Source organism: Dyella sp. ASV21, assembly GCF_016428975.1.
In the GTDB taxonomy this organism is placed as follows: domain Bacteria; phylum Pseudomonadota; class Gammaproteobacteria; order Xanthomonadales; family Rhodanobacteraceae; genus Dyella.
In genome coordinates, this window is the sequence record NZ_JAELTT010000003.1 from 1 (window position 1) to 18657 (window position 18657).

15 protein-coding genes and 1 pseudogene are annotated in these 18657 nt (G+C 58.9%); 11 read left to right on the top strand and 5 right to left on the bottom strand.

The window, feature by feature from the left end:
* Positions 1-595, bottom strand: a pseudogene (locus JHD67_RS01545) (transposase); the annotation flags it as partial.
* 667 nt (positions 596-1262) lie between these two features.
* Between JHD67_RS01545 and JHD67_RS01555 the strand changes: the two are divergent.
* From JHD67_RS01555 to JHD67_RS01585, 7 genes are read left to right on the top strand one after another with little or no spacing between them, the layout of a single operon-like run.
* Positions 1263-1940, top strand: coding sequence for a class I SAM-dependent methyltransferase (locus JHD67_RS01555; RefSeq protein ID WP_199096642.1), 678 nt, complete (start codon positions 1263-1265; stop codon positions 1938-1940).
* Positions 1941-1985: 45 nt separating this feature from the next.
* Positions 1986-3866, top strand: coding sequence for an asparagine synthase (glutamine-hydrolyzing) (gene asnB / locus JHD67_RS01560; RefSeq protein ID WP_199096644.1), 1881 nt, complete (start codon positions 1986-1988; stop codon positions 3864-3866).
* Positions 3863-5359, top strand: coding sequence for an MOP flippase family protein (locus JHD67_RS01565; RefSeq protein WP_199096646.1), 1497 nt, complete (start codon positions 3863-3865; stop codon positions 5357-5359). The genes asnB and JHD67_RS01565 overlap by 4 nt, the downstream gene beginning before the upstream one ends.
* Positions 5340-6335, top strand: coding sequence for a glycosyltransferase family 2 protein (locus JHD67_RS01570; protein WP_199096648.1), 996 nt, complete (start codon positions 5340-5342; stop codon positions 6333-6335). The genes JHD67_RS01565 and JHD67_RS01570 overlap by 20 nt, the downstream gene beginning before the upstream one ends.
* Position 6336: 1 nt before the next feature.
* Positions 6337-7374 carry a glycosyltransferase gene (locus tag JHD67_RS01575; RefSeq protein ID WP_199096650.1) on the top strand — a complete coding sequence of 346 codons (1038 nt, stop codon included), beginning with the start codon at positions 6337-6339 and terminating at the stop codon, positions 7372-7374.
* 6 nt (positions 7375-7380) lie between these two features.
* Positions 7381-8475, top strand: coding sequence for a UDP-galactopyranose mutase (glf, locus tag JHD67_RS01580; RefSeq protein WP_199096652.1), 1095 nt, complete (start codon positions 7381-7383; stop codon positions 8473-8475).
* Between the two features lie 2 nt (positions 8476-8477).
* Positions 8478-9587: a glycosyltransferase family 4 protein gene (locus JHD67_RS01585; RefSeq protein WP_199096654.1), complete on the top strand. Its 1110-nt coding sequence runs from the start codon at positions 8478-8480 to the stop codon at positions 9585-9587.
* Here the strand turns inward: JHD67_RS01585 and JHD67_RS01590 are convergent.
* The 4 genes from JHD67_RS01590 to JHD67_RS01605 all read right to left on the bottom strand — a co-directional run bounded on the left by JHD67_RS01590 (position 9578) and on the right by JHD67_RS01605 (position 13747).
* A complete protein-coding gene (locus JHD67_RS01590) occupies positions 9578-10321 on the bottom strand; it encodes a methyltransferase domain-containing protein (protein WP_199096656.1) in 744 nt (247 codons plus the stop codon). The genes JHD67_RS01585 and JHD67_RS01590 overlap by 10 nt on opposite strands.
* A gap of 37 nt (positions 10322-10358) precedes the next feature.
* Positions 10359-11564, bottom strand: a complete 1206-nt coding sequence (locus tag JHD67_RS01595; RefSeq protein ID WP_343214282.1) for a glycosyltransferase — start codon at positions 11562-11564, stop codon at positions 10359-10361.
* Positions 11565-11629: 65 nt separating this feature from the next.
* Positions 11630-12484: a glycosyltransferase family 2 protein gene (locus JHD67_RS01600; protein WP_199096658.1), complete on the bottom strand. Its 855-nt coding sequence runs from the start codon at positions 12482-12484 to the stop codon at positions 11630-11632.
* Positions 12485-12577: 93 nt separating this feature from the next.
* Positions 12578-13747 (bottom strand): DegT/DnrJ/EryC1/StrS family aminotransferase, encoded by a 1170-nt coding sequence (locus JHD67_RS01605; protein WP_343214283.1) that lies wholly within the window; start codon positions 13745-13747, stop codon positions 12578-12580.
* A gap of 215 nt (positions 13748-13962) precedes the next feature.
* Between JHD67_RS01605 and pilB the strand changes: the two genes are divergently transcribed.
* The 4 genes from pilB to coaE all read left to right on the top strand — a co-directional run bounded on the left by pilB (position 13963) and on the right by coaE (position 18655).
* The gene (pilB, locus tag JHD67_RS01610) at positions 13963-15684 is read left to right on the top strand and encodes a type IV-A pilus assembly ATPase PilB (RefSeq protein ID WP_199096660.1); all 1722 of its coding nucleotides are present in this window, start codon (positions 13963-13965) and stop codon (positions 15682-15684) included.
* Between the two features lie 160 nt (positions 15685-15844).
* Positions 15845-17113 carry a type II secretion system F family protein gene (locus tag JHD67_RS01615; protein ID WP_199096662.1) on the top strand — a complete coding sequence of 423 codons (1269 nt, stop codon included), beginning with the start codon at positions 15845-15847 and terminating at the stop codon, positions 17111-17113.
* Positions 17114-17177: 64 nt separating this feature from the next.
* Positions 17178-18035 carry an A24 family peptidase gene (locus tag JHD67_RS01620; protein WP_199096664.1) on the top strand — a complete coding sequence of 286 codons (858 nt, stop codon included), beginning with the start codon at positions 17178-17180 and terminating at the stop codon, positions 18033-18035.
* Positions 18032-18655, top strand: coding sequence for a dephospho-CoA kinase (gene coaE / locus JHD67_RS01625; protein ID WP_199096666.1), 624 nt, complete (start codon positions 18032-18034; stop codon positions 18653-18655). Before JHD67_RS01620 ends, coaE begins: the two co-directional genes overlap by 4 nt.
* Positions 18656-18657: the final 2 nt, after the last annotated feature.

The window sequence follows — 18657 nt, forward strand, 5'->3', positions numbered from 1 at the left end:
TTGGGTCGCACCGCGCCGGGCAGGCGAATGTCGCTGCCGCTACGCCGCCGCTTGGGCCGACGTCGCGGAATGTTCAAGCCAAGCGAACGCCACAGCCGCCGTACGCGCGCCTCACCCACATTCAACCATGCCGCCATGCGCCGGTAGCCGAAGCGAGGCACCTGGGGCGAACTGGCCATCAGTCGCGCTGCTAGCGCTTGATCCTTGCCTGACTGCGTGGGTGTGTAATGCGCCACGCGTCGACTCAAGGCAAGGTACAAACACGCCTTGCGCCGCGATATTCCCCGGCCAACCAGTACGCCCAATGCATTGCGCCGTGCCGCCGGGGTGGTCATTTTTTTCGGACGATTTCCTTCATCCCGTCGATGACCAGCAACTGCTCGGCCACCATCCGCTTGAGCTTGGCGTTCTCTGCTTCCAGGTCTTTCAGCCGCCGTGCGTCGGGCACATCCATGCCACCAAACTTGTTGCGCCAGCGGAAGAATGTCTGCTCGCTGATGTTATGACGCTTGCACAGTGCCTTGACCGGCACGGCGCCGCGCTCTGCCTCCCGCAGGATCGTGATGATCTGCTCTTCGGTGTGTCGCTTCTTCATGGGTTCTCCTTGCCTGTTTAGGGTAGAGAACTCACCTTCAAAGTGGCTACACGTTTCGTCTCAGGTCAGTGACGCAGAGGGACTTCCAACAGTGCTTGTGGAGGCGCAGTCCTGCGGCGTACCTGTCATTACGTCCGCTAGAGGCGCATGCGGGGAGGCCATGATTGAGGGCACCACAGGCTGGGCCTTCAAGGAACGCGATGTCGCAACACTAGCCGAGCTTCTCGCTATATCACTCTCAGATGATACCCACATAGACGAAATCGGGTACGCGGCACGGTCGTTTGCAAAAAAGCGATTTTCCATATCGGAATGCACTCGCGCTCTTGAGCAGCATTACGACCATATAGTTGCTCACGCAACGAGCGCATGCCTGAGGAATACGACGAAGCATCGCTAGGACTGACATCCCCAGCGCGCTCGGAACGAGGGCGCGCTTGGAGAAGCGGTTGCCGCTTGGTAGGACTAAGTAGCAAGAAATACTGCACGGACGCCTTGCCAGTTGCCCACCAGGCCCGGCCGACTTATCTATAGAAAGGCATTCTGCAATCTACCCCGCCATCCCGCTGCGACCTACTAAAGGAACATACAACGTAGCTCGCCGTGCCCTGGAAGAGTCAGGTTCAAATTTTCTCATCACCGCCCGCTAGCACTGACACATAAAGTCATGTACCCAGAGAATCTCCTTGCGCACAATTGGCTTGCCAAAAAGCTGATCAACCGTTTCGTAGCGGGCCGGCTTCCCTCTCTTCGCGGCATCGTAATTGACTTAGGCTGCGGTACCCGCCCCTTTGAGCGAGATATCCTGCGATATGCAGACCACTACATGGGGGTTGACTGGGCCAACTCCATGCACGGTTTGAAGGCGGACGTTTTGGCAAATCTCAACATGCCACTCCCACTCGCGGATGATGTAGCCGATCACGTTATATCTCTCGAAGTCATGGAGCATCTTTCCGAGCCCGACGTAATGCTCGCAGAGGCGTTTCGTGTCTTGCGCAGAGGCGGCGAACTAACTATCTCCACACCGTTCCAGTGGTGGATTCATGAGGCACCCTGGGACTTTCAGCGATTTACCCGATTCGGTCTTGAACATCACCTCACGAAGGCGGGCTTCACAGATATTATTGTTCGCCCCACATCCGGCTTTTGGGCTATGTGGGTGCTCAAGTTCAACTATCAACTCCATCGATTGGTTCGTGGCCCCCGATTGATGCGGACGGTTGTTCGCGCCATCCTGAGCCCGTTCTGGCTCACAAATCAGATTATTGCCCTGAATTTAGATCATGTCTGGCCAGAAGATCGCGAGACGGTTGGTTATTTCACAATCGCGCGCAAGCCCTAAGCTAGCCATCACCTCCGCTCCTCCAACGACTAACGAAATACGACTATGTGCGGTATCGCTGGCTATTCCTTGTCCCAACCCGAGGCTCGCCCCGCATCTGAGCTCGTCGCCATGTGCCGAATCATGGCTCATAGAGGTCCAGACGACGAAGGCTTGAGTTTTTTCAATAGTAACGCGCCGCTCCACGGGAAGGCCGACGCAAGCAACCCACAGGCGGACCATGTCGAATCAGTCGTCCACGACACGGCCCTTGGCCACCGTCGCTTTTCGATCATTGACCCTACTAAGGGGGCGCATCAGCCATTCTGGTCCACCGATAACGCCGTCTGCGTCGTATTCAACGGAGAGATCTATAACTACCTTGAACTACGACCCGCACTGGAGAAACTGGGCCATAGTTTCAGAACAACATCCGATACGGAGGTTCTGGTAGCAGCGTATCAGGCATGGGGCACAAACATGTTCTCACGCCTGCGGGGCTTTTGGGCCATCGCGCTGTATGACCTGCAAAAGGGGGCTGTATTGCTAGCACGCGACCCTTTGGGAAAAGCACCGCTATATATCGCGCCCACACGCAGCGGCATAGCTTGGGCATCGGAGATCAAAGCGCTTCGCCTAGTGGCGAGCAGTGCAGCTAGCACTCCTCGCGCACAAGCCATTCGCGATTTCGTTGATCATGGATGGCGCGATATAAACAACCTTACCTGCTATGAAGGCATAACGACGTTCCCTGCTGCATCTTTTGCCTGGGTTAGGCAAGGTCAAGCACAAGAGCCTCAACGCTACTGGCAACTCCGTTCCACCCGCTTAACCGAACGCGAGCTTTCTCCGCGTCAAGCTGTTGATGGGTTCCGCGAAATATTCTACCGGTCAGTTACGCGTCGACTTCACGCTGACGTTCCATGGGGCGCGGAACTTTCCGGAGGCATGGACTCATCGAGTATCGTTGCCGTTGCAGCAAGCCTTGGGCATCGTATTTCGACGTTCACCGTGAAGTTTGACGAAGCACATTCAGATGAGGAGCCCATCGCCCGCACCCTTGCGGAAAGATTCGGCAACAACATTGATTATCGAGTTCTACGTGCGCCAAAGGACGATTTTTGGCGTTCCGCAGATGACTATGTCGCACTCATGGATGAACCGTTTCACGCACCCAATATGCTTACCCATTTCACCCTGTGGCGGCTGATGGCCGCACAAGGGTTACGGGTGAGCCTCAACGGTGCGGGTGGAGATGAACTACTTGCGGGCTACTCCTCCGATTACATAGGGCCGTTTCTTCTCGATCTAGTCAGGAAAGGTCACCCACTCCAAGCACTACGAGAGGTCGCGAGATACAAGGAACTTCCATACGGCCGCGTGGTGTTGCGCGAACTCAAACGCGCCTTATGGAGAGCCTCCTACACTCCAGAATTCGACCTGGTGCGCACCAACGGCGTATCTCATAGCGCCAAAGGACCCCGGAGAAATATTGATGAGCTGCTAGTTGACCTCATGGGAAACTGGCGCATGAACTATTGGTTGCGCTCCAGCCACCAATCCTGGATGGGTGTGCCAATGGAAGTTCGCGCACCATTTCTGGATGTTGACCTAGTGGAATTCGCGTTTCAGCTCCCCACCACCTACCTGATACGCGACGGCTGGCATAAATGGATCCTCCGACAGGCCATGCAAGACGTACTGCCAAAAGCCATCGTTGCACGAAAGAGGAAAATGGGGTTTCCGTTCCCTATCAAGGAATGGCTTCGCGGCTCCAAAAATACCTATTTCGCCTTCACGTCAGGCCTAGACTGCCCGTACATTGACATGGGCGCCCTGCACAAAGGGTACGACGTACTGTCGGATCGAAACCCATACTACTTATGGCGCGCCATGTCGGTGACGCTTTGGTGGAAGCGCTGTGTGCTAGGCCAGGCCCTGACATGAGCCCGGCTCCTCCCTCCGACTTGGCCAGCAGTGCACGAAGTGGTGCTCGACACGCATCACTTGCCAGTGCGACAACTGCCGTGCTGCAAGTACTGCAGATCGCCCTGCTCGCCCGTATCCTCACGCCTACGGATTTTGCCGTGGCGGCAGTCGCGTCAGTGGCGGCGAGTTTGCTTGCCTTCTACGCTGACTTTGGCCTGTCCGGTGCCATTGTTCATTACCATCAGGCTAGCGCCTCTCAACTATCGACCCTGTACTGGCTTAATCTTGGCGTGGGTTTTGCCCTAGCAATAGGGCTCTTCGCGGCGGCCCCACTGGCAGCACACTTCTATGGCAATGCAGAGCTGGAAGGCACCCTAAAGCTACTTTCCCTGTCAATTGTAATGGCTGCATTCGCGGGCCAGTATCGGGCCATTCTGCAAAAACGATTCGCGTTTGGAGTGCTTGCATTGGCCAACGCGTCCAGTGCTGTTATCACCTGTACCGTATCAGTTGTTGCTGCACTACTGGGACTCGGTGTCTATTCGATTGCTTTGGGCGTAGTCGCTGGAGGAGTCACATCGGCCGCCATCGTGGTCGTCGCAGGAAGCCGGGTCTATCGTCCCGAGCGCTACTTCCGACTTGCCGAAGTGGGACCATTTCTTCGCTTTGGTCTCTATCAGGTGGCTGAGCGCACGCTCGATTTTCTCAATACGCAAATCGATTCGCTCATCCTAGGCAAACTGGTTGGCATGACCGATCTCGGTCGCTACGCCCCTATCAAGGCGCTTTGCACCAAACCGGTCGCCCTCATCAACCCTGTTCTTACTGGTGTAGCCTTTCCTATAATGAGCGCCACGCAACAAGACAGGGTGCGAGTAGCACGCATCTACTTGCTGCAGGTCCGAGCCGTGGCCAGCCTAACGGCGCCGATCTACTTCTTCGGCATATTGCAGGCGCCGGCTATCATTGGCCTATTGCTAGGCAATCAATGGTCATCCAGCGCAGACGTATTTCGCTTATTGGCGCTATATGGACTGCTGGTGTCGATCGGAAATCCGGTGGGCTCACTCCTACTAGCGACCGGCCGCGCAAAACGCAGCTTCTATTGGAACCTCGCCTCCGCACTTCTGGTGCCACTGGCCACCATTTGCGTCGCCCCTTTTGGCATCGCCCACATCGCGGCAACGATGACTGCCCTGCAGCTCGTCCTTCTGATCCCCGGATGGCGCTACTTGATTTGGCCATCTTGCGGAGCATCCTTGAAGAGCTATTTATGGTCATTCACTCGACCGGTGAGCATTGCCGCAGTCGCCACACTGCTGGCATGGCCTGTCACAATGGCCATGAGCTCACCGTGGGGAAGCCTGCTTGTCACGGGGGTCCTCGGGCTTGCGCTCTACGTCACGCTTTCCTGGATATTCAATCGAACCATTGTCACGCTGATTTACCATACCGTAGCGCGCCGCCCCTTCGCCTTGTACGACTCGCCCCATGCCGACACCGCTGATTAGCGCGATCATTCCAACCTATGGGCGCCCTCGCTTTTTACAGCGAGCGATCGGTAGCGCTCTCGAAGGCTGGACTGACGAGATAGAGGTGATTGTCGTCCCCAACGGCCCGGACAACTCCTGGCGAAACACCCTGGCGCCATTTGCCCAAGATTCACGGGTACGCGTATCCATCGTATCGCCGGCCAATGCGAACTTGGCGCGCAACCATGGCGCCAGCCTTGCCCGCGGCAAGTACATACGGTTTCTCGATGACGACGATTTCATCTATGCAGAAGCGGTTCGAGAGCAACTGACAATGCTTGAGCAGACCGGCGCGGATGTCTGCTCTGGCTCGATGGATGTCTTATATGAAGGCATCGATACCAAGCAATGCGTTACGCAGCCCGATACAGAAGACTTTACGACAGCAATTTTGATGCCCGAGAGGCTCACCAATCCGCCAGCGCACATCTTTCGACGCGACATCCTGCCCGATACTCCATGGACCAGCACTACCCCTGCGCGACAAGATATCGAGTTTATGATCCGTCTTGTGGGCACGCGCGAATTGTCGTGGTGCCGATTGTCCCGCTCGGTAGGCGCGTGGGTACAGCACGCATCTCCTCGTGTGTCTCAACCTTTTACTCGAAACAGTGACCATGTCCGCATGTACGGCTGGCTTATGGAGGCTCACCAAGCGCTAAGCGTCCAAGGTCGTCTCACATTCGATCGCCAGCTAGCGATTGCGAACGCATTGGCCGATTCCGCACACAAAGCATTTCCATTCGCACCATTCCATTGGAGCCGCGTTCTGGCAGAGTCCAAAGCCATGAATGCCTCCGCCAGACCTCGCGCGCGCATTCTTGATGTCGACATTTTTTCAGGCGGTAACATCATTGCGACTGAATGGGCGTTATGCATCCCTCGCTGGTTGGCCATAAGCTTTCGCCGCACCAAAGCGCGACTGGGCTACGCCTCGTGGAAGCGGAGTATTTGATATGACTCCCCTCGTCTCCTTCATACTTCCTTGCTACAACGCATCTCAATGGCTGGAACAGGCACTGGATAGTCTCTTCCGTCAAACCTATGCGAATGTCGAAGTCATCGCGGTAGATGATGGCTCCACCGACGACACCGCATACCTTCTAGAGACTTATCGTCAAAAGGAACACCGTCTTTTCGTTGAGAGAAACCAGCGCAATGAAGGTATCGTAGTTTCACTCAACCGCGGGCTGGATCTCGCCAACGGAGCCTATATTGGTCGGATGGACGCGGACGATATCTCTCATCCGGAACGCACGGCGCGCCAGTTAGCTTATCTAACGGAACGCAAGATCGACTTTTGTGGAAGCTGGTTCAGGGAGGTCGGGCAAGGCATTTCTCGTACCTGTAGATGGCCTTCAAGTGAAGCTGCCTTGCGGGCAGCCATGATCTTCCAGAACACCATATGCCACCCAACTTTGATGGCTCGAAGAGAAGTTTTTGAAAGGTTCCAATATCGCCAATCCCATCGCCTGGCAGAGGACTATGACCTATACGTCCGGGCCAGCACGCATTTTCGAATGGCGAACGTGCCTGAAGTACTTCTTGACTATCGGCGTCACCCACAGCAATCCACCCAGGCGCAACGAGCCGCCATGGAACGCGTCACCGAAGGCATTCGTGAGAACTCACTTAAGCAGCAAGGTTTTCTTCCTACGAAAGATGAACTCCGGGTTCACAATCTCATAAGAGCGCCGCAATCGATTCACTCGATAGAGGATCTACAGGCCATCGAGGCTTGGCTCAATAAGATTCTCGCGGCTTATTCGGATGATGAGGCTCGAAAGGTCGTCGCCTCACAGTGGATTCGTGCATGCGTAAGAGCAGCCCCTTTGGGCAGAGCAATGTGGCAGGCCCTGCGCCGCTCTCCTCTCGCCAAGATCAGCGGCATCAACAGCTTGACTCAGCTAGACTTAAAAGTGCTGTCAGTACTCAAGCTCGACTATCACTCATCGCCATTTCAAGCACTTAGACGGCTCGGCCTTAGCGCCTGACGATACATGACTAACAATAAACTACTGGTCGTTGGAGCAGGTTTTGCGGGAGCCGTCGTGGCACGAGAGCTGGCTGAATCCGGGCGACCCGTCTACATCATCGATCGACGCCGGCATATCGCCGGCAATGCCTATGACGAACTAGATGCGCATGGTGTACTTATCCATCGCTATGGCCCTCATATATTCCATACGAATGGCGAGCGGATCTTCGAGTATCTGTCGCAGTTCACAGAATGGCTCCCCTACGAGCACCGCGTGCGTGGGGTGGTTGATGGTGAGGATTACCCGTTCCCCATCAATCGGGATACGCTTAATCAACTCTACGGGCTAGATCTGGATGAATCCGGAGCACAAGCGTTCTTCGAGAGCGTGCGCGAACCGCGAGAGCCCGTACTGACCAGCGAAGATGTCGTACTCAATAGTGTCGGGCGCGACTTGTACGAAAAGTTCTTTCTCAACTACACCCGCAAGCAATGGGGGCTTGATCCTTCGGAACTTAAAGCGGGCGTAGCTGCACGTATTCCCGTGCGCACGAACAGTGATGATCGCTATTTCACGGACACGTTCCAGGCCATGCCCAAGCACGGCTATACAAAGATGTTTGAGAAGATGCTGGATCATCCAAACATCACCGTGGAACTCGGCGTCGACTTTGCCGACGTGCGGTCTTCACTGGACGCGGACCATGTCGTCTACACCGGCCCCATCGACGCCTACTTCGATTATTGCTACGGGCGCCTTCCCTATCGCTCGCTGCGCTTCGAGCACGAGCATCTCGCGGGCTTAGCGCGTTACCAGTCCACCGGTACAGTGAATTACCCCAACGACCACGCCTATACCCGTATTACGGAGTTCAAGCACCTGACGGGTCAGGAGCATTCGGGCACATCGATCGTCCGCGAGTATCCGCAGGCAGATGGGGATCCTTACTACCCCATTCCCAGGGCTGAGAACGAGGCGCTATTCAAGCGCTACGAAGAGCTGGCAAAGAGCGAAACTGACGTTACCTTCGTCGGCAGGCTCGCGCAGTACCGCTACTACAACATGGACCAGGTGGTTGGCGCTGCGCTCGCCGCGGCCAAGCGCTTGATCGGCTGACTATGCGTATCGCATTTCTTTGCAAGCGCCGCTACATGGGCAAGGACGTGATTCTTGACCGCTACGCGCGGCTCTACGAAATCCCCTATCAGCTCGCCTGTCTCGGCCACGACGTGCAAGGGTACTGCCTCAGTTACCAGAACCAGGACGAAGGATCGTGGATGCACGACGCCGCTCCTGGACGGCTGACGTGGACGTCGGTCTCTGCAGGTGCGCCGTTTTTTGGCAAGTTGGCGAGCTACCCATTGCACCTGCTCGGCGAGCTTAGAAAATTCTCGCCCGACGTTATTGTCGGCGCTTCAGATATCCCTCACGTAGCTCTTGCCGGATGGTTGGCGCGTCGACTGCGCATTCCTTATGCCGCAGACCTCTACGACAACTTTGAGGGCTTCGGCCAGGCAAAAATCCCAGGTTTTGTTTCCGCGCTTCGCCGCTCGGTTCGCAAGGCTGACTTGGTCACTACCACCAGCGAGCCCCTGCGCAAGCTTGTGCTCGATGAGTACGGCGCTGGCGGGACCGTGCTCGCCATGCCGAGCACCGTGGACAAGGCTATCTTTAGGCCTGATGACAAAATCTCGGCTCGACTAGAGCTTGGCCTCCCAGCAACTGCCTTGTTGATTGGCACCGCAGGTGGCCTCTATAGAGATAAAGGGGTGACCACCCTTTATGACGCCTGGCCAAGCATTGCTGAGGCCCATCCTGATGCGCACCTTGTCATCGCGGGCCCCTATGATCAGCCGCCGCCCGAAGGGCCCAAGGTCCACTACCTCGGCCAACTGCCACATGCGCAGACGGCCAAGCTTTTCAATGCGCTGAATCTGGGCGTGATCTATCTGCGCGACACTCCGTTTGGCCGTTACTGCTTCCCGCAGAAGGCTTATGAAATGATGGCTTGCGGCCTTCCTTTGGTCGCAGCACGCATCGGGGTGATGCCAGACTTACTCGCAGGCTCGCCTGAGGGACTCTATTGCGCTGACGATCCGGCCAGCCTTGCTCGAGCCGTTGATGCGCAACTGCGCAACTCCTCGTCGCATCTGGCGCAGATCGAGGATTGGGCGCAGATCATTGCTCGCATGAATGAGCATCTCCTGACCATTGCAGGTCAGGGTTGAGCTATCCGCTTGGTACCGATCGCCACGTAGCCATCGCCGAGATCAAAGCGATAGAACCAACGCTGCATGATGATGAACGGCAACATCCATTGGTCACCGAACAGCGCCAGCACCTTGCTGATGGATTTGGGCTTTGCCTGAGCGCTGCGGATGCTGCGTTGCTCAGGCGATAGTTCCTCATAACTGCGATCCCCCCGGATCAGCCAGTTCGAAAGCCTTCGCGTGAGTTCCGTGATGGGGAATCCGTAGTTGACAATGCGTATACCCTCAACGCCCGCAGCATCAAGTAACTGGCGAAGTTGTGCCTTTTCATAGCGACGAACGTGACCGACGATCTCATCGGAGCGACCGTACTTCCGCGCATGAGCCGGCACCGAAACGAGAATACGGCCACCGGGTTTCACGTACGCCATCCATTGGCGCAGCACCTCGAGGTCAGCCTCAATGTGCTCAAGCACCTCGAACGCCAAAAGGTATTCAAAGCTCTCCGGGGCCAGTTCGGATAACTGATCGGGCACACGAATTCGATCGGCGGCGTCAGCCAAATTCGCGCGAATCATCTGCCGACTGTCGTCGCCCAAGTCATGGCAAGCGCCCTCGAATCCGCGATCCAGGAACAGCCGGGTCATATATCCCGTACCTGCACCCATTTCCACGAATGATCCGGCAGTCCAATCACGGCTCAAGTCATGAACGCAGCTCTCGCGTAACCAGAGCTTAGGTTGCTTCTTCATCGCGGACAGTCCTTCTCACCGATGAGCAATGGGCACGTCATCCTTGTAACTCCTGCGCGAGCAAATCGCCGTAGGCTTTGGCAATGTGATCCCATCCAATCCTCTCCTCTGCATCGGCGCGAATCGCCAGAGCACGCACCGCAGCGGCAGGGACATCTGAAAGCGCATGGAGAATTGCCATGGCCAGCGCATCCACATTCCGGGAGTCAACCGTAAGTTGCTCCGCGTAGCGGCCCAGCAGATCTTCAATACCAGCGACATTGCCCACGACGACAGGACAGCCGCAGCCGATGGCTTCCATCAGCGCAACCGGTAACCCCTCCTGGTTGCCGCTATCGTCTCTCACAAAGGGCGCAATCAGAACGCTGGCGCGGCGATAGAGATCGGGTAGCCGATCCTGGGGAAGCGCCCCCAGAAACATCACGTGCTCTTCGATGTTAAGTGCTTTCGCCTGCTTGCGAAGTGCCGCATCGTCGGGTCCGAAACCGGCTATCTTGAGGACGACGCCGGGCCGCTGATCAATGATCCGCGGCATGGCGTCAAGCAGGTATCTCAGCCCTTTCTTTGGCACCAGGCGACCAACGAATAACAGCTCATCCTGATGTCTGGTTACGGCGGAATCCGGCACGAAGCGAGTCGTCAGGTCCACCCCCATCGGAAGCACGGAAAGCTTGCGCGGCTGAAGTCCGAGACGTTGACATTCAGTGACCATGGCGCTGCTCACCACGCTCATTGCACTCGAAGCCGCCGCCACCTTTTGCTTCCAAAAGTTCAGCGCTGGGCTTCTCAGCCCAAACAGGTCGCCGCCGTGCGAGGTCACCACAAAGGGAATGCGGTTCTTTCCAGCGATCCGTGCGGCAATGATGCCTTGCGGAATCAGCCAATGTGCGTGAATGAGATCCACACGCTGCGACCGAACTAGCGCTCGGGTGCGCAGGTATTGCGCCAGCAGGAACCCGGGAACCAGCAGGTACTTCCAGGGGGAACGCTGCAGATTGGATGCGATGCCACCGCCGTAGACCATGGTCTCCAGAAAGGCTGGTGCATAGCGATAACGGACAACACGCACCCCATCCATGGTTTCTTCTGCGGCAGCTCCGCGGGCGTGGGATGTGAGCACGATGACATCGAAGCGCTGGACCAGCCGTCGACATAGCTCATGAACAAAGCCGGGCTCGTGATCGCCCTGCCAACGCGGATAAGTCGAAGCCAGTACCAGCAGGGTTCGGCGTACGTTTTTCACAACCGGTCTCATATCAAGCATAAATACACGCCGACAGTCGGCAGCGCCCCGACAGATACCGATGTTTACTCGCTCTTGCGATACGTCAACGCGGTGATCTGCTCGGATACCAAGCCGATGAGGAAAACGATCACCGCGGCACTCCACAATAGCGTGCTCATGTTGGTCAGGCGGCCCTCGTGAATGAAGGTCATCGCATAGTTCAGGCAGCCCAACACGAAGAACAGCACGCTCGCCGGCACAAACAGCTTCAACGGCGAATAAAGCGTGGCGATCTTGAAGATGATCAGCAGGAAGCGGATGCCGTCCTTGAGTGGCTTGATATGGCTCTTACCTACGCGCTGCGCGGCCTTGATGGGCACATAGGCCACCGGGTAGGCGCTGCGGAAAAAGGCCATGGTGCTGGTGGTCGGATAGGAAAACCCATTCGGCAGCAGGTGCAGGAACTCGCGGAATTTATCCGCCCGCACCGCACGAAAGCCCGATGTGAGATCGGCCACGACATGCCCGGTCATACGGGTGGCCAGCCAGTTGTAGATGGTGTTGGCCACACCGCGTCCCACGCCGGCCTGGCTGCCCCAATCGCGGGCTCCCACCACCATGTCGTAGCCCTGCGCCAGCTTATCCAGCAGGCGGGCGATGTCGGCCGGATCATGCTGGCCATCACCGTCCATGAACACCAGGAGGTCGCCGGAGGCTGCACGAGCACCGCGCTTGATGGCCGCGCCGTTACCCATGGAATAAGGCGAAGACAGGCACTGCACGCCACTGTCGGCACAGATCGCACGCGTGTCGTCCGTGGAACCATCGTCCACCACGATAATCTCCGCCTCCGGCTGGGCGGCACGCAGGCGCGGCAACAGATTCTTCAGTGCCGGCCCTTCGTTTTTGGCGGGCAGGACGATGCTAAGGCGGTTCAAGAGAGCTCCCCCGGTCGTGACGGGGCATCATACCTTGCGGGCGGTGCACCGGCTGTGGCGAACTCGGCGTTTATCGATTCGCCCAAATGGAGGTTAACCGCCAAGCAAGCCACGAACCGTGTTGATCACCCGCCCCGCGTCCTCATCGGACATGGCCGGGGACAGCGGCAGGCTCACGGTCTGGCGCCCCAGGCGCATGGCATGCGGCCATTGCTCCGGTCGCCAGCCAAAGCGCTCCTGGTAATACGGATGCTCGGGAACCGACAGATAGTGCACGCCGGTGCCGATGCGCGCGGCATTCATGGCCTCCAGAAACTCGTCGCGATGCATGCCGCTGCGCGCCGGATCGACCAGGAGCGTGTACAGGTGATAGCCGTGGCGCGTATCGGCCTCGGGCACCGACGGCAGGGTCACCGGCAAGCCGGCCAAACCCTCGTCGTAACGCTGCCAAAGCTCACGACGTCGCTGCCAGTTCTGTTCCACGCGGGCTAGTTGATGGATGCCAAGCGCGGCCTGCAGATCCATCATGTTGTACTTAAAGCCACACTCCACCACCTGATAGTGACGGTACCCCTGGTCACTGAAGCGATGCCAGGCGTCCTTGCTCATGCCGTGCAGGGCCAGGATGCGCGCCCGTGCGATGTGTTCCTCATCGCGCCCCAGGATCATGCCGCCCTCGCCCGTCACCACGTTCTTGGTGACGTAGAAACTGAAGCAGCCGAAGTCGCCGAACGTGCCTGCCGGGCGGCCGCGGTATTCGGTCTCGATGGCATGGGCGCAGTCCTCGATCACTACCAGTCCGTACCGCTCGGCGATATCCATGATGCGATCCATGGCACAAGGGCGACCGGCGAAATGCACAGGCAGGATCGCCCGGGTGCGCGGCGTGATCGCCGCCTCGATAGCATCCGGGTCGATGTTCTGGCTGTGTGGGTCCACGTCCGCCAGCACCGGGGTCAGACCTGCGTGCAAAATGGCGTTCACAGTGGCGCAAAACGTCAGTGGCGTGGTGATAACCTCGCTGCCCGGCTCCAGTCCCGCGGCGACCATGCTGACGTGCAAGGCGGCCGTGCAGGAATTCACCGCGGCCACCTGGGATAGCTGAACGCCGCGCCAGGCGGCAAAGTCGCGCTCAAATTGCGCCACCCGCGGACCGGTACCCAACCAGCCGGAACGCAGGCAGGCTTCCACTTCGGCGATCTCAGGCTCCTCGATACGAGGGGCACCGAAAACGAGAAAGGGCGGCAGATCGGGCTCGGACACGGCAGGTACTTCTGGACGAAAGCGGTATTTCTACCCTACCCCACGGGTGACGTCCACGCTGCAAGGCATGCCTGTTGCATGTCTTTTTGGCGACCGGCGGTCGTCGATCTGTGCATCGCATCACCCCGGCAGCCATCCGCCGCACCACAGCGGGTGACCTACCCGCCCAACTGGGGTAAATTCCCAGTCAATCAGGGGGCTGAGCCAGTATCGCTATGTCAACGCTAATGCAACCCTCGCTGGCCGGCCTGTCGGGCATGGCTCGCAGGTTGGTATCGGAAGATGTGCTGCCCGAGGCCGACGTGCGTAAAGCCGTGGCTGACTCGCTGCAGCACAAGGTCACGCTCACCGCCTGGCTGCTCGAACACAATCTGGTCGACAGCGCCCGCCTCACCCGTATCGCCTCCGACGAGTTCGGCATGCCGATGATGGATGTGGGCTCGCTGCTGCCCGCCATGATGCCCACTAACCTGATCAGCGAAGCGCTGATCAACAAGCATCACGCCCTGCCGCTGTTCAAGCGGGGCAAGCGCCTGTTCGTGGGCATCTACGACCCCATGCAGTCGCATGCGCTGGATGAGATCAAATTCCACTCCAATTGCATGGTGGAGCCGATCCTGGTGGAGCGCAGTCAGTTGCTGCGCTTTATCGAAACAGCCCTCAATGCCCTCAGCAACACCGTCCCCGACCTGGGTGGCGGCGACCTGGATGATTTGGTGCTGGAAGGCGGTGACGAAGAAGCCGAGAGCACCGGCATCGACGCCAACGCCAACGACGACGCACCGGTGGTCAAGTTCGTCAATAAGATCCTGGTGGACGCCATCAAGCGCGGCGCCTCGGATATCCATTTCGAACCTTTCGAAACGCAGTATCGCGTGCGCCTGCGCATGGACGGCATGTTGCGCGCCGTGGCCAGTCCACCGATGAAACTGGCCTCGCGCATCTCTTCGCGCCTGAAGGTGATGTCAGGCCTGGATATCGCCGAGCGCCGCGTGCCGCAGGACGGGCGAATCAAGCTCAACCTGTCCAAGAGCCGCGCCGTCGACTTCCGTGTCAGCACGCTGCCAACGCTGTTCGGCGAGAAGATCGTGCTGCGTATTCTCGACGGCTCGGCGGCCAAGCTGGGCATCGATGCGCTGGGCTACGAGGATGTACAGAAGCAGCTGTATCTGGACGCCATCCACAAGCCCTACGGCATGGTGCTGGTCACCGGCCCCACCGGTTCGGGTAAGACGGTGTCGCTGTATACCGCGCTCAATATCCTCAACACCGCCGAACGCAACATCTCCACCGTCGAAGACCCGGTGGAAATCCGCGTGGAAGGTATCAACCAGGTCCAGCAGAACACCAAGCGCGGCATGACCTTCGCGGCCGCCCTGCGTTCGTTCCTGCGACAGGATCCGGACGTGATCATGGTGGGCGAAATCCGCGACCTGGAAACCGCCGAGATCGCCATCAAGGCGGCGCAGACAGGCCACATGGTGCTGTCCACCCTGCACACCAACGACGCGCCGCAAACCATTTCCCGTCTGATGAACATGGGCATTGCGCCCTACAACATCACCTCCTCGGTCACCCTGGTTATCGCCCAGCGCCTGGCGCGCCGCCTGCACGACTGCAAGCGCCCCATGGAGCTGCCGCCACAGACCCTGCTGGCAGCCGGCTTCACACAGGAAGATATCGATGCCGGGCTCACCCTCTATGAAGCCGTCGGCTGCGACAGCTGCAACGAGGGTTACAAGGGGCGCGTGGGCATCTATCAGGTCATGCCCATGCTGGAAGATATCCAGAAGATCGTCCTCCAAGGCGGCAACGCGCTGCAGATTGCCGAAGTAGCCCGCAAGGCCGGGGTAAACGATCTGCGCGCATCGGCGCTGCTCAAGGCCAAGAAGGGCGTCACCAGTCTGGCCGAGATCGATCGCGTCACCAAGGACTGAGGGCACCGGCCAGTGGCCGGTATCCGCCCACAGGGCAGCCCGTCACACCGAAGTTGCGCTAGGTGCCACGGATTGGCGGCCTGAAATCGCTTAAGCTGCAAAGATATAAGGACGGTCGCCCTCCTGAGGCGGCCCGACCGGACCAGCAGGGGGAATCGCAATGGCCACGGCCACCGCTACCGCTAAAAATGCCAGCCGACTCGCCAGTCAGCGATCGGAGGTCAGCAAGCTGACCATGTACGACTGGGTCGCGCTCGACAAACGCGGCAAGCGCATGAAGGGCGAAATGCCCGCCAAGAACGCCTCGCTGGTCAAGGCCGAGCTACGTCGCCAGGGCATGAACCCGCAGACCGTGCGCGAGCGCTCCAAGCCACTTTTCGGCGCCAGCGGCAGCACGGTCAAGCCGCGTGATGTGGCCATTTTCAGTCGCCAGATCGCCACCATGATGGCCTCCGGCGTACCCATGGTGCAGTCCTTCGAAATCATCGCGGACGGCCAGAAGAATGTCCGCTTCAAGAACATCCTCACCGATGTGAAGCAGAGCATCGAGGGCGGCTCGACGCTGCACGAGGCCCTGGGCAAGTACCCGGTTCAATTTGACGAGCTCTACTGCAATCTGGTGCAGGCCGGCGAATCAGCCGGTGTACTCGACACGGTGCTCGACACCGTGGCGACCTACAAGGAGCGCATGGAAGGCATCAAGAGCAAGATCAAGAAGGCGCTGTTCTATCCGGTAATGGTGCTCGCCGTCGCCATCCTGGTCAGCATGATCTTGCTGTTGTTCGTGGTGCCGGTGTTCGCCCAGACCTTCAAGGACGCCGGCGCGGAGTTGCCGGCGCCGACGCAGTTCGTTATCAACGCCTCGGACTTCATGAAGTCCTATTGGTGGGTGGTCCTTGGCGGCATCGTGGGCAGCATCGTAGCCATCGTCATGGCCAAGAAGCGCTCGACCAAGTTCGCCCATTTCCTGGATCGCGTGATGCTGCGCCTGCCGGTGATGGGTGCCATCCTGCGTGAGTCGGCCATTGCGCGCTTCGCACGTACGCTGGGCGTTACCTTCAAGGCCGGTGTGCCGCTGGTCGAGGCGATGGAGGCCGTGGCTGGCGCCACGGGCAGCATCGTCTACGGTGAAGCGGTCATGCAGATGCGCGACGACGTCGCTGTCGGTCACCAGCTTCAGCTGTCCATGCGCCAAACCGGACTGTTTCCCAACATGGTGGTGCAGATGACCGCCATCGGCGAAGAATCCGGCGCACTGGACCACATGCTGTTCAAGGTCGCCGAGTTCTACGAGGAAGAGGTGAACAACAAGGTCGACACCCTCTCCACCCTGCTCGAACCGTTGATCATGGTGATCCTCGGCGTGCTGGTCGGCGGCATGGTGATCTCCCTGTATCTGCCCATCTTCAAGCTCGCCGGCACGGTGTAAGCTCGGAGAATCCAGGCCCCTCTCCCGGCGGGAGGGGGGCCTTTTTTATCGCTTCGGAACCGACATGCTCGAACTCCCGCTCTGGGCCTGGGTACTGGCCGCCGGTGTGCTTGGCCTTTTGGTAGGCAGTTTTCTCAATGTGGTGATCCTGCGCCTGCCCGAACGCATGAAGGCCGCCTGGCGGCTGGATGCGCTCGACACCTTGGGCATGGAATCGGACAACCAGCCACTGCCACCCGGCATCGTGCGCGAACCGTCGCACTGCCCGCATTGCCGCCATCCGCTGGCGGCACACGACAACATCCCCTTGCTTGGCTGGTTGCTGCTGGGTGGCCGCTGCCGTTACTGCAAAGCGCCCATTTCCATCCAATATCCGCTGGTGGAACTGCTCGGCGGCCTGTTGAGCGCGGCCGTGGTATGGAAGCTTGGCCCGACCTGGCCCGCGCTCGCTGGCCTGGTCTTTACCTGGATGCTGATCGCACTGGCCGGTATCGACTTCCGTACACAGTACCTGCCGGACCAGCTCAACTACCCGCTGCTGTGGATGGGCCTGCTGCTTGCGCTACTCCCGATGTTTGTCACGCCTGCCGCCGCCATCGTTGGCGCGGCCATCGGTTACCTCAGCCTATGGAGCGTCTATTGGCTCTTCAAGCTGCTGACCGGCAAGGAAGGCATGGGCTATGGTGACTTCAAGCTGCTGGCTGCGTTGGGTGCATGGATGGGGCCTGCCGCGCTGCTGCCGGTGATCCTGCTGTCCTCGCTGATCGGCGCACTGCTGGGTGGTGCGATGATCATGCTGCGCAAGCACGAGCGCGATATTCCCATGCCGTTTGGTCCGTTCATCGCCGCCGCCGGCTGGGTCTGGTTCATGGCCGGCGATTGGCTGCTGCTGCACTACATGCAGCTCACCGGCATGCGATGAGCTGCTCTCCACGCAGCTATGTCGTGGCCCTCACTGGCGGGATTGCCGCCGGCAAGAGTGCCGTATCGCGTCGCTTCGAAGCGCTGGGCATCCATGTCTACGATGCCGATGTCGCCGCACGCGATGTCATCGCGCCCGGCAGCGATGGATTGCGGGAGGTAGTGGCGCATTTCGGCAGCGACGTACTCGACGATCAAGGCGCCCTCGATCGTGCCGCCATGCGTAAACGCGTGTTCGGTAATGATCCGGAGCGACGCGCACTTGAGGCCATCATTCATCCACGGGTGCGCGCCTGGTTGCACGACCGCGCGTTAACGGACAGCGGGCCGTATTGCCTGCTCGCCATCCCCCTGCTGGCGGAAAACCTGGCGCACTACGGCTGGGTGGATCGCATTCTGGTGGTGGATGCATCGGAAGCCGTGCAGCTTGACCGGCTCGTACGGCGGGACGGCATTGATGAAACGCTAGCGCGGCAGATGATTGCCCGCCAGGCCACGCGCACGGATCGACTGGCGCTGGCTCACGACATCATCGAGAACAGTGGCGATGAAACGCGACTGGACCATGCCGTGTCGAGCTTGCATGCACGCTACCTCACGCTGGCTCAAGCCGCGCGCTGAAG

Bases quoted from the DNA above. Each gene is read 5' to 3' on its own strand.
- JHD67_RS01575 (WP_199096650.1), top strand. From the start codon at position 6,337: ATGACTCCCCTCGTCTCCTTCATACTTCCTTGCTACAACGCATCTCAA.
- JHD67_RS01620 (WP_199096664.1), top strand. From the start codon at position 17,178: ATGCTCGAACTCCCGCTCTGGGCCTGGGTACTGGCCGCCGGTGTGCTT.
- glf (WP_199096652.1), top strand. From the start codon at position 7,381: ATGACTAACAATAAACTACTGGTCGTTGGAGCAGGTTTTGCGGGAGCC.
- JHD67_RS01565 (WP_199096646.1), top strand. From the start codon at position 3,863: ATGAGCCCGGCTCCTCCCTCCGACTTGGCCAGCAGTGCACGAAGTGGT.
- JHD67_RS01590 (WP_199096656.1), bottom strand. From the start codon at position 10,321: ATGAAGAAGCAACCTAAGCTCTGGTTACGCGAGAGCTGCGTTCATGAC.
- pilB (WP_199096660.1), top strand. From the start codon at position 13,963: ATGTCAACGCTAATGCAACCCTCGCTGGCCGGCCTGTCGGGCATGGCT.
- asnB (WP_199096644.1), top strand. From the start codon at position 1,986: ATGTGCGGTATCGCTGGCTATTCCTTGTCCCAACCCGAGGCTCGCCCC.
- JHD67_RS01555 (WP_199096642.1), top strand. From the start codon at position 1,263: ATGTACCCAGAGAATCTCCTTGCGCACAATTGGCTTGCCAAAAAGCTG.
- JHD67_RS01615 (WP_199096662.1), top strand. From the start codon at position 15,845: ATGGCCACGGCCACCGCTACCGCTAAAAATGCCAGCCGACTCGCCAGT.
- coaE (WP_199096666.1), top strand. From the start codon at position 18,032: ATGAGCTGCTCTCCACGCAGCTATGTCGTGGCCCTCACTGGCGGGATT.
- JHD67_RS01585 (WP_199096654.1), top strand. From the start codon at position 8,478: ATGCGTATCGCATTTCTTTGCAAGCGCCGCTACATGGGCAAGGACGTG.
- JHD67_RS01570 (WP_199096648.1), top strand. From the start codon at position 5,340: ATGCCGACACCGCTGATTAGCGCGATCATTCCAACCTATGGGCGCCCT.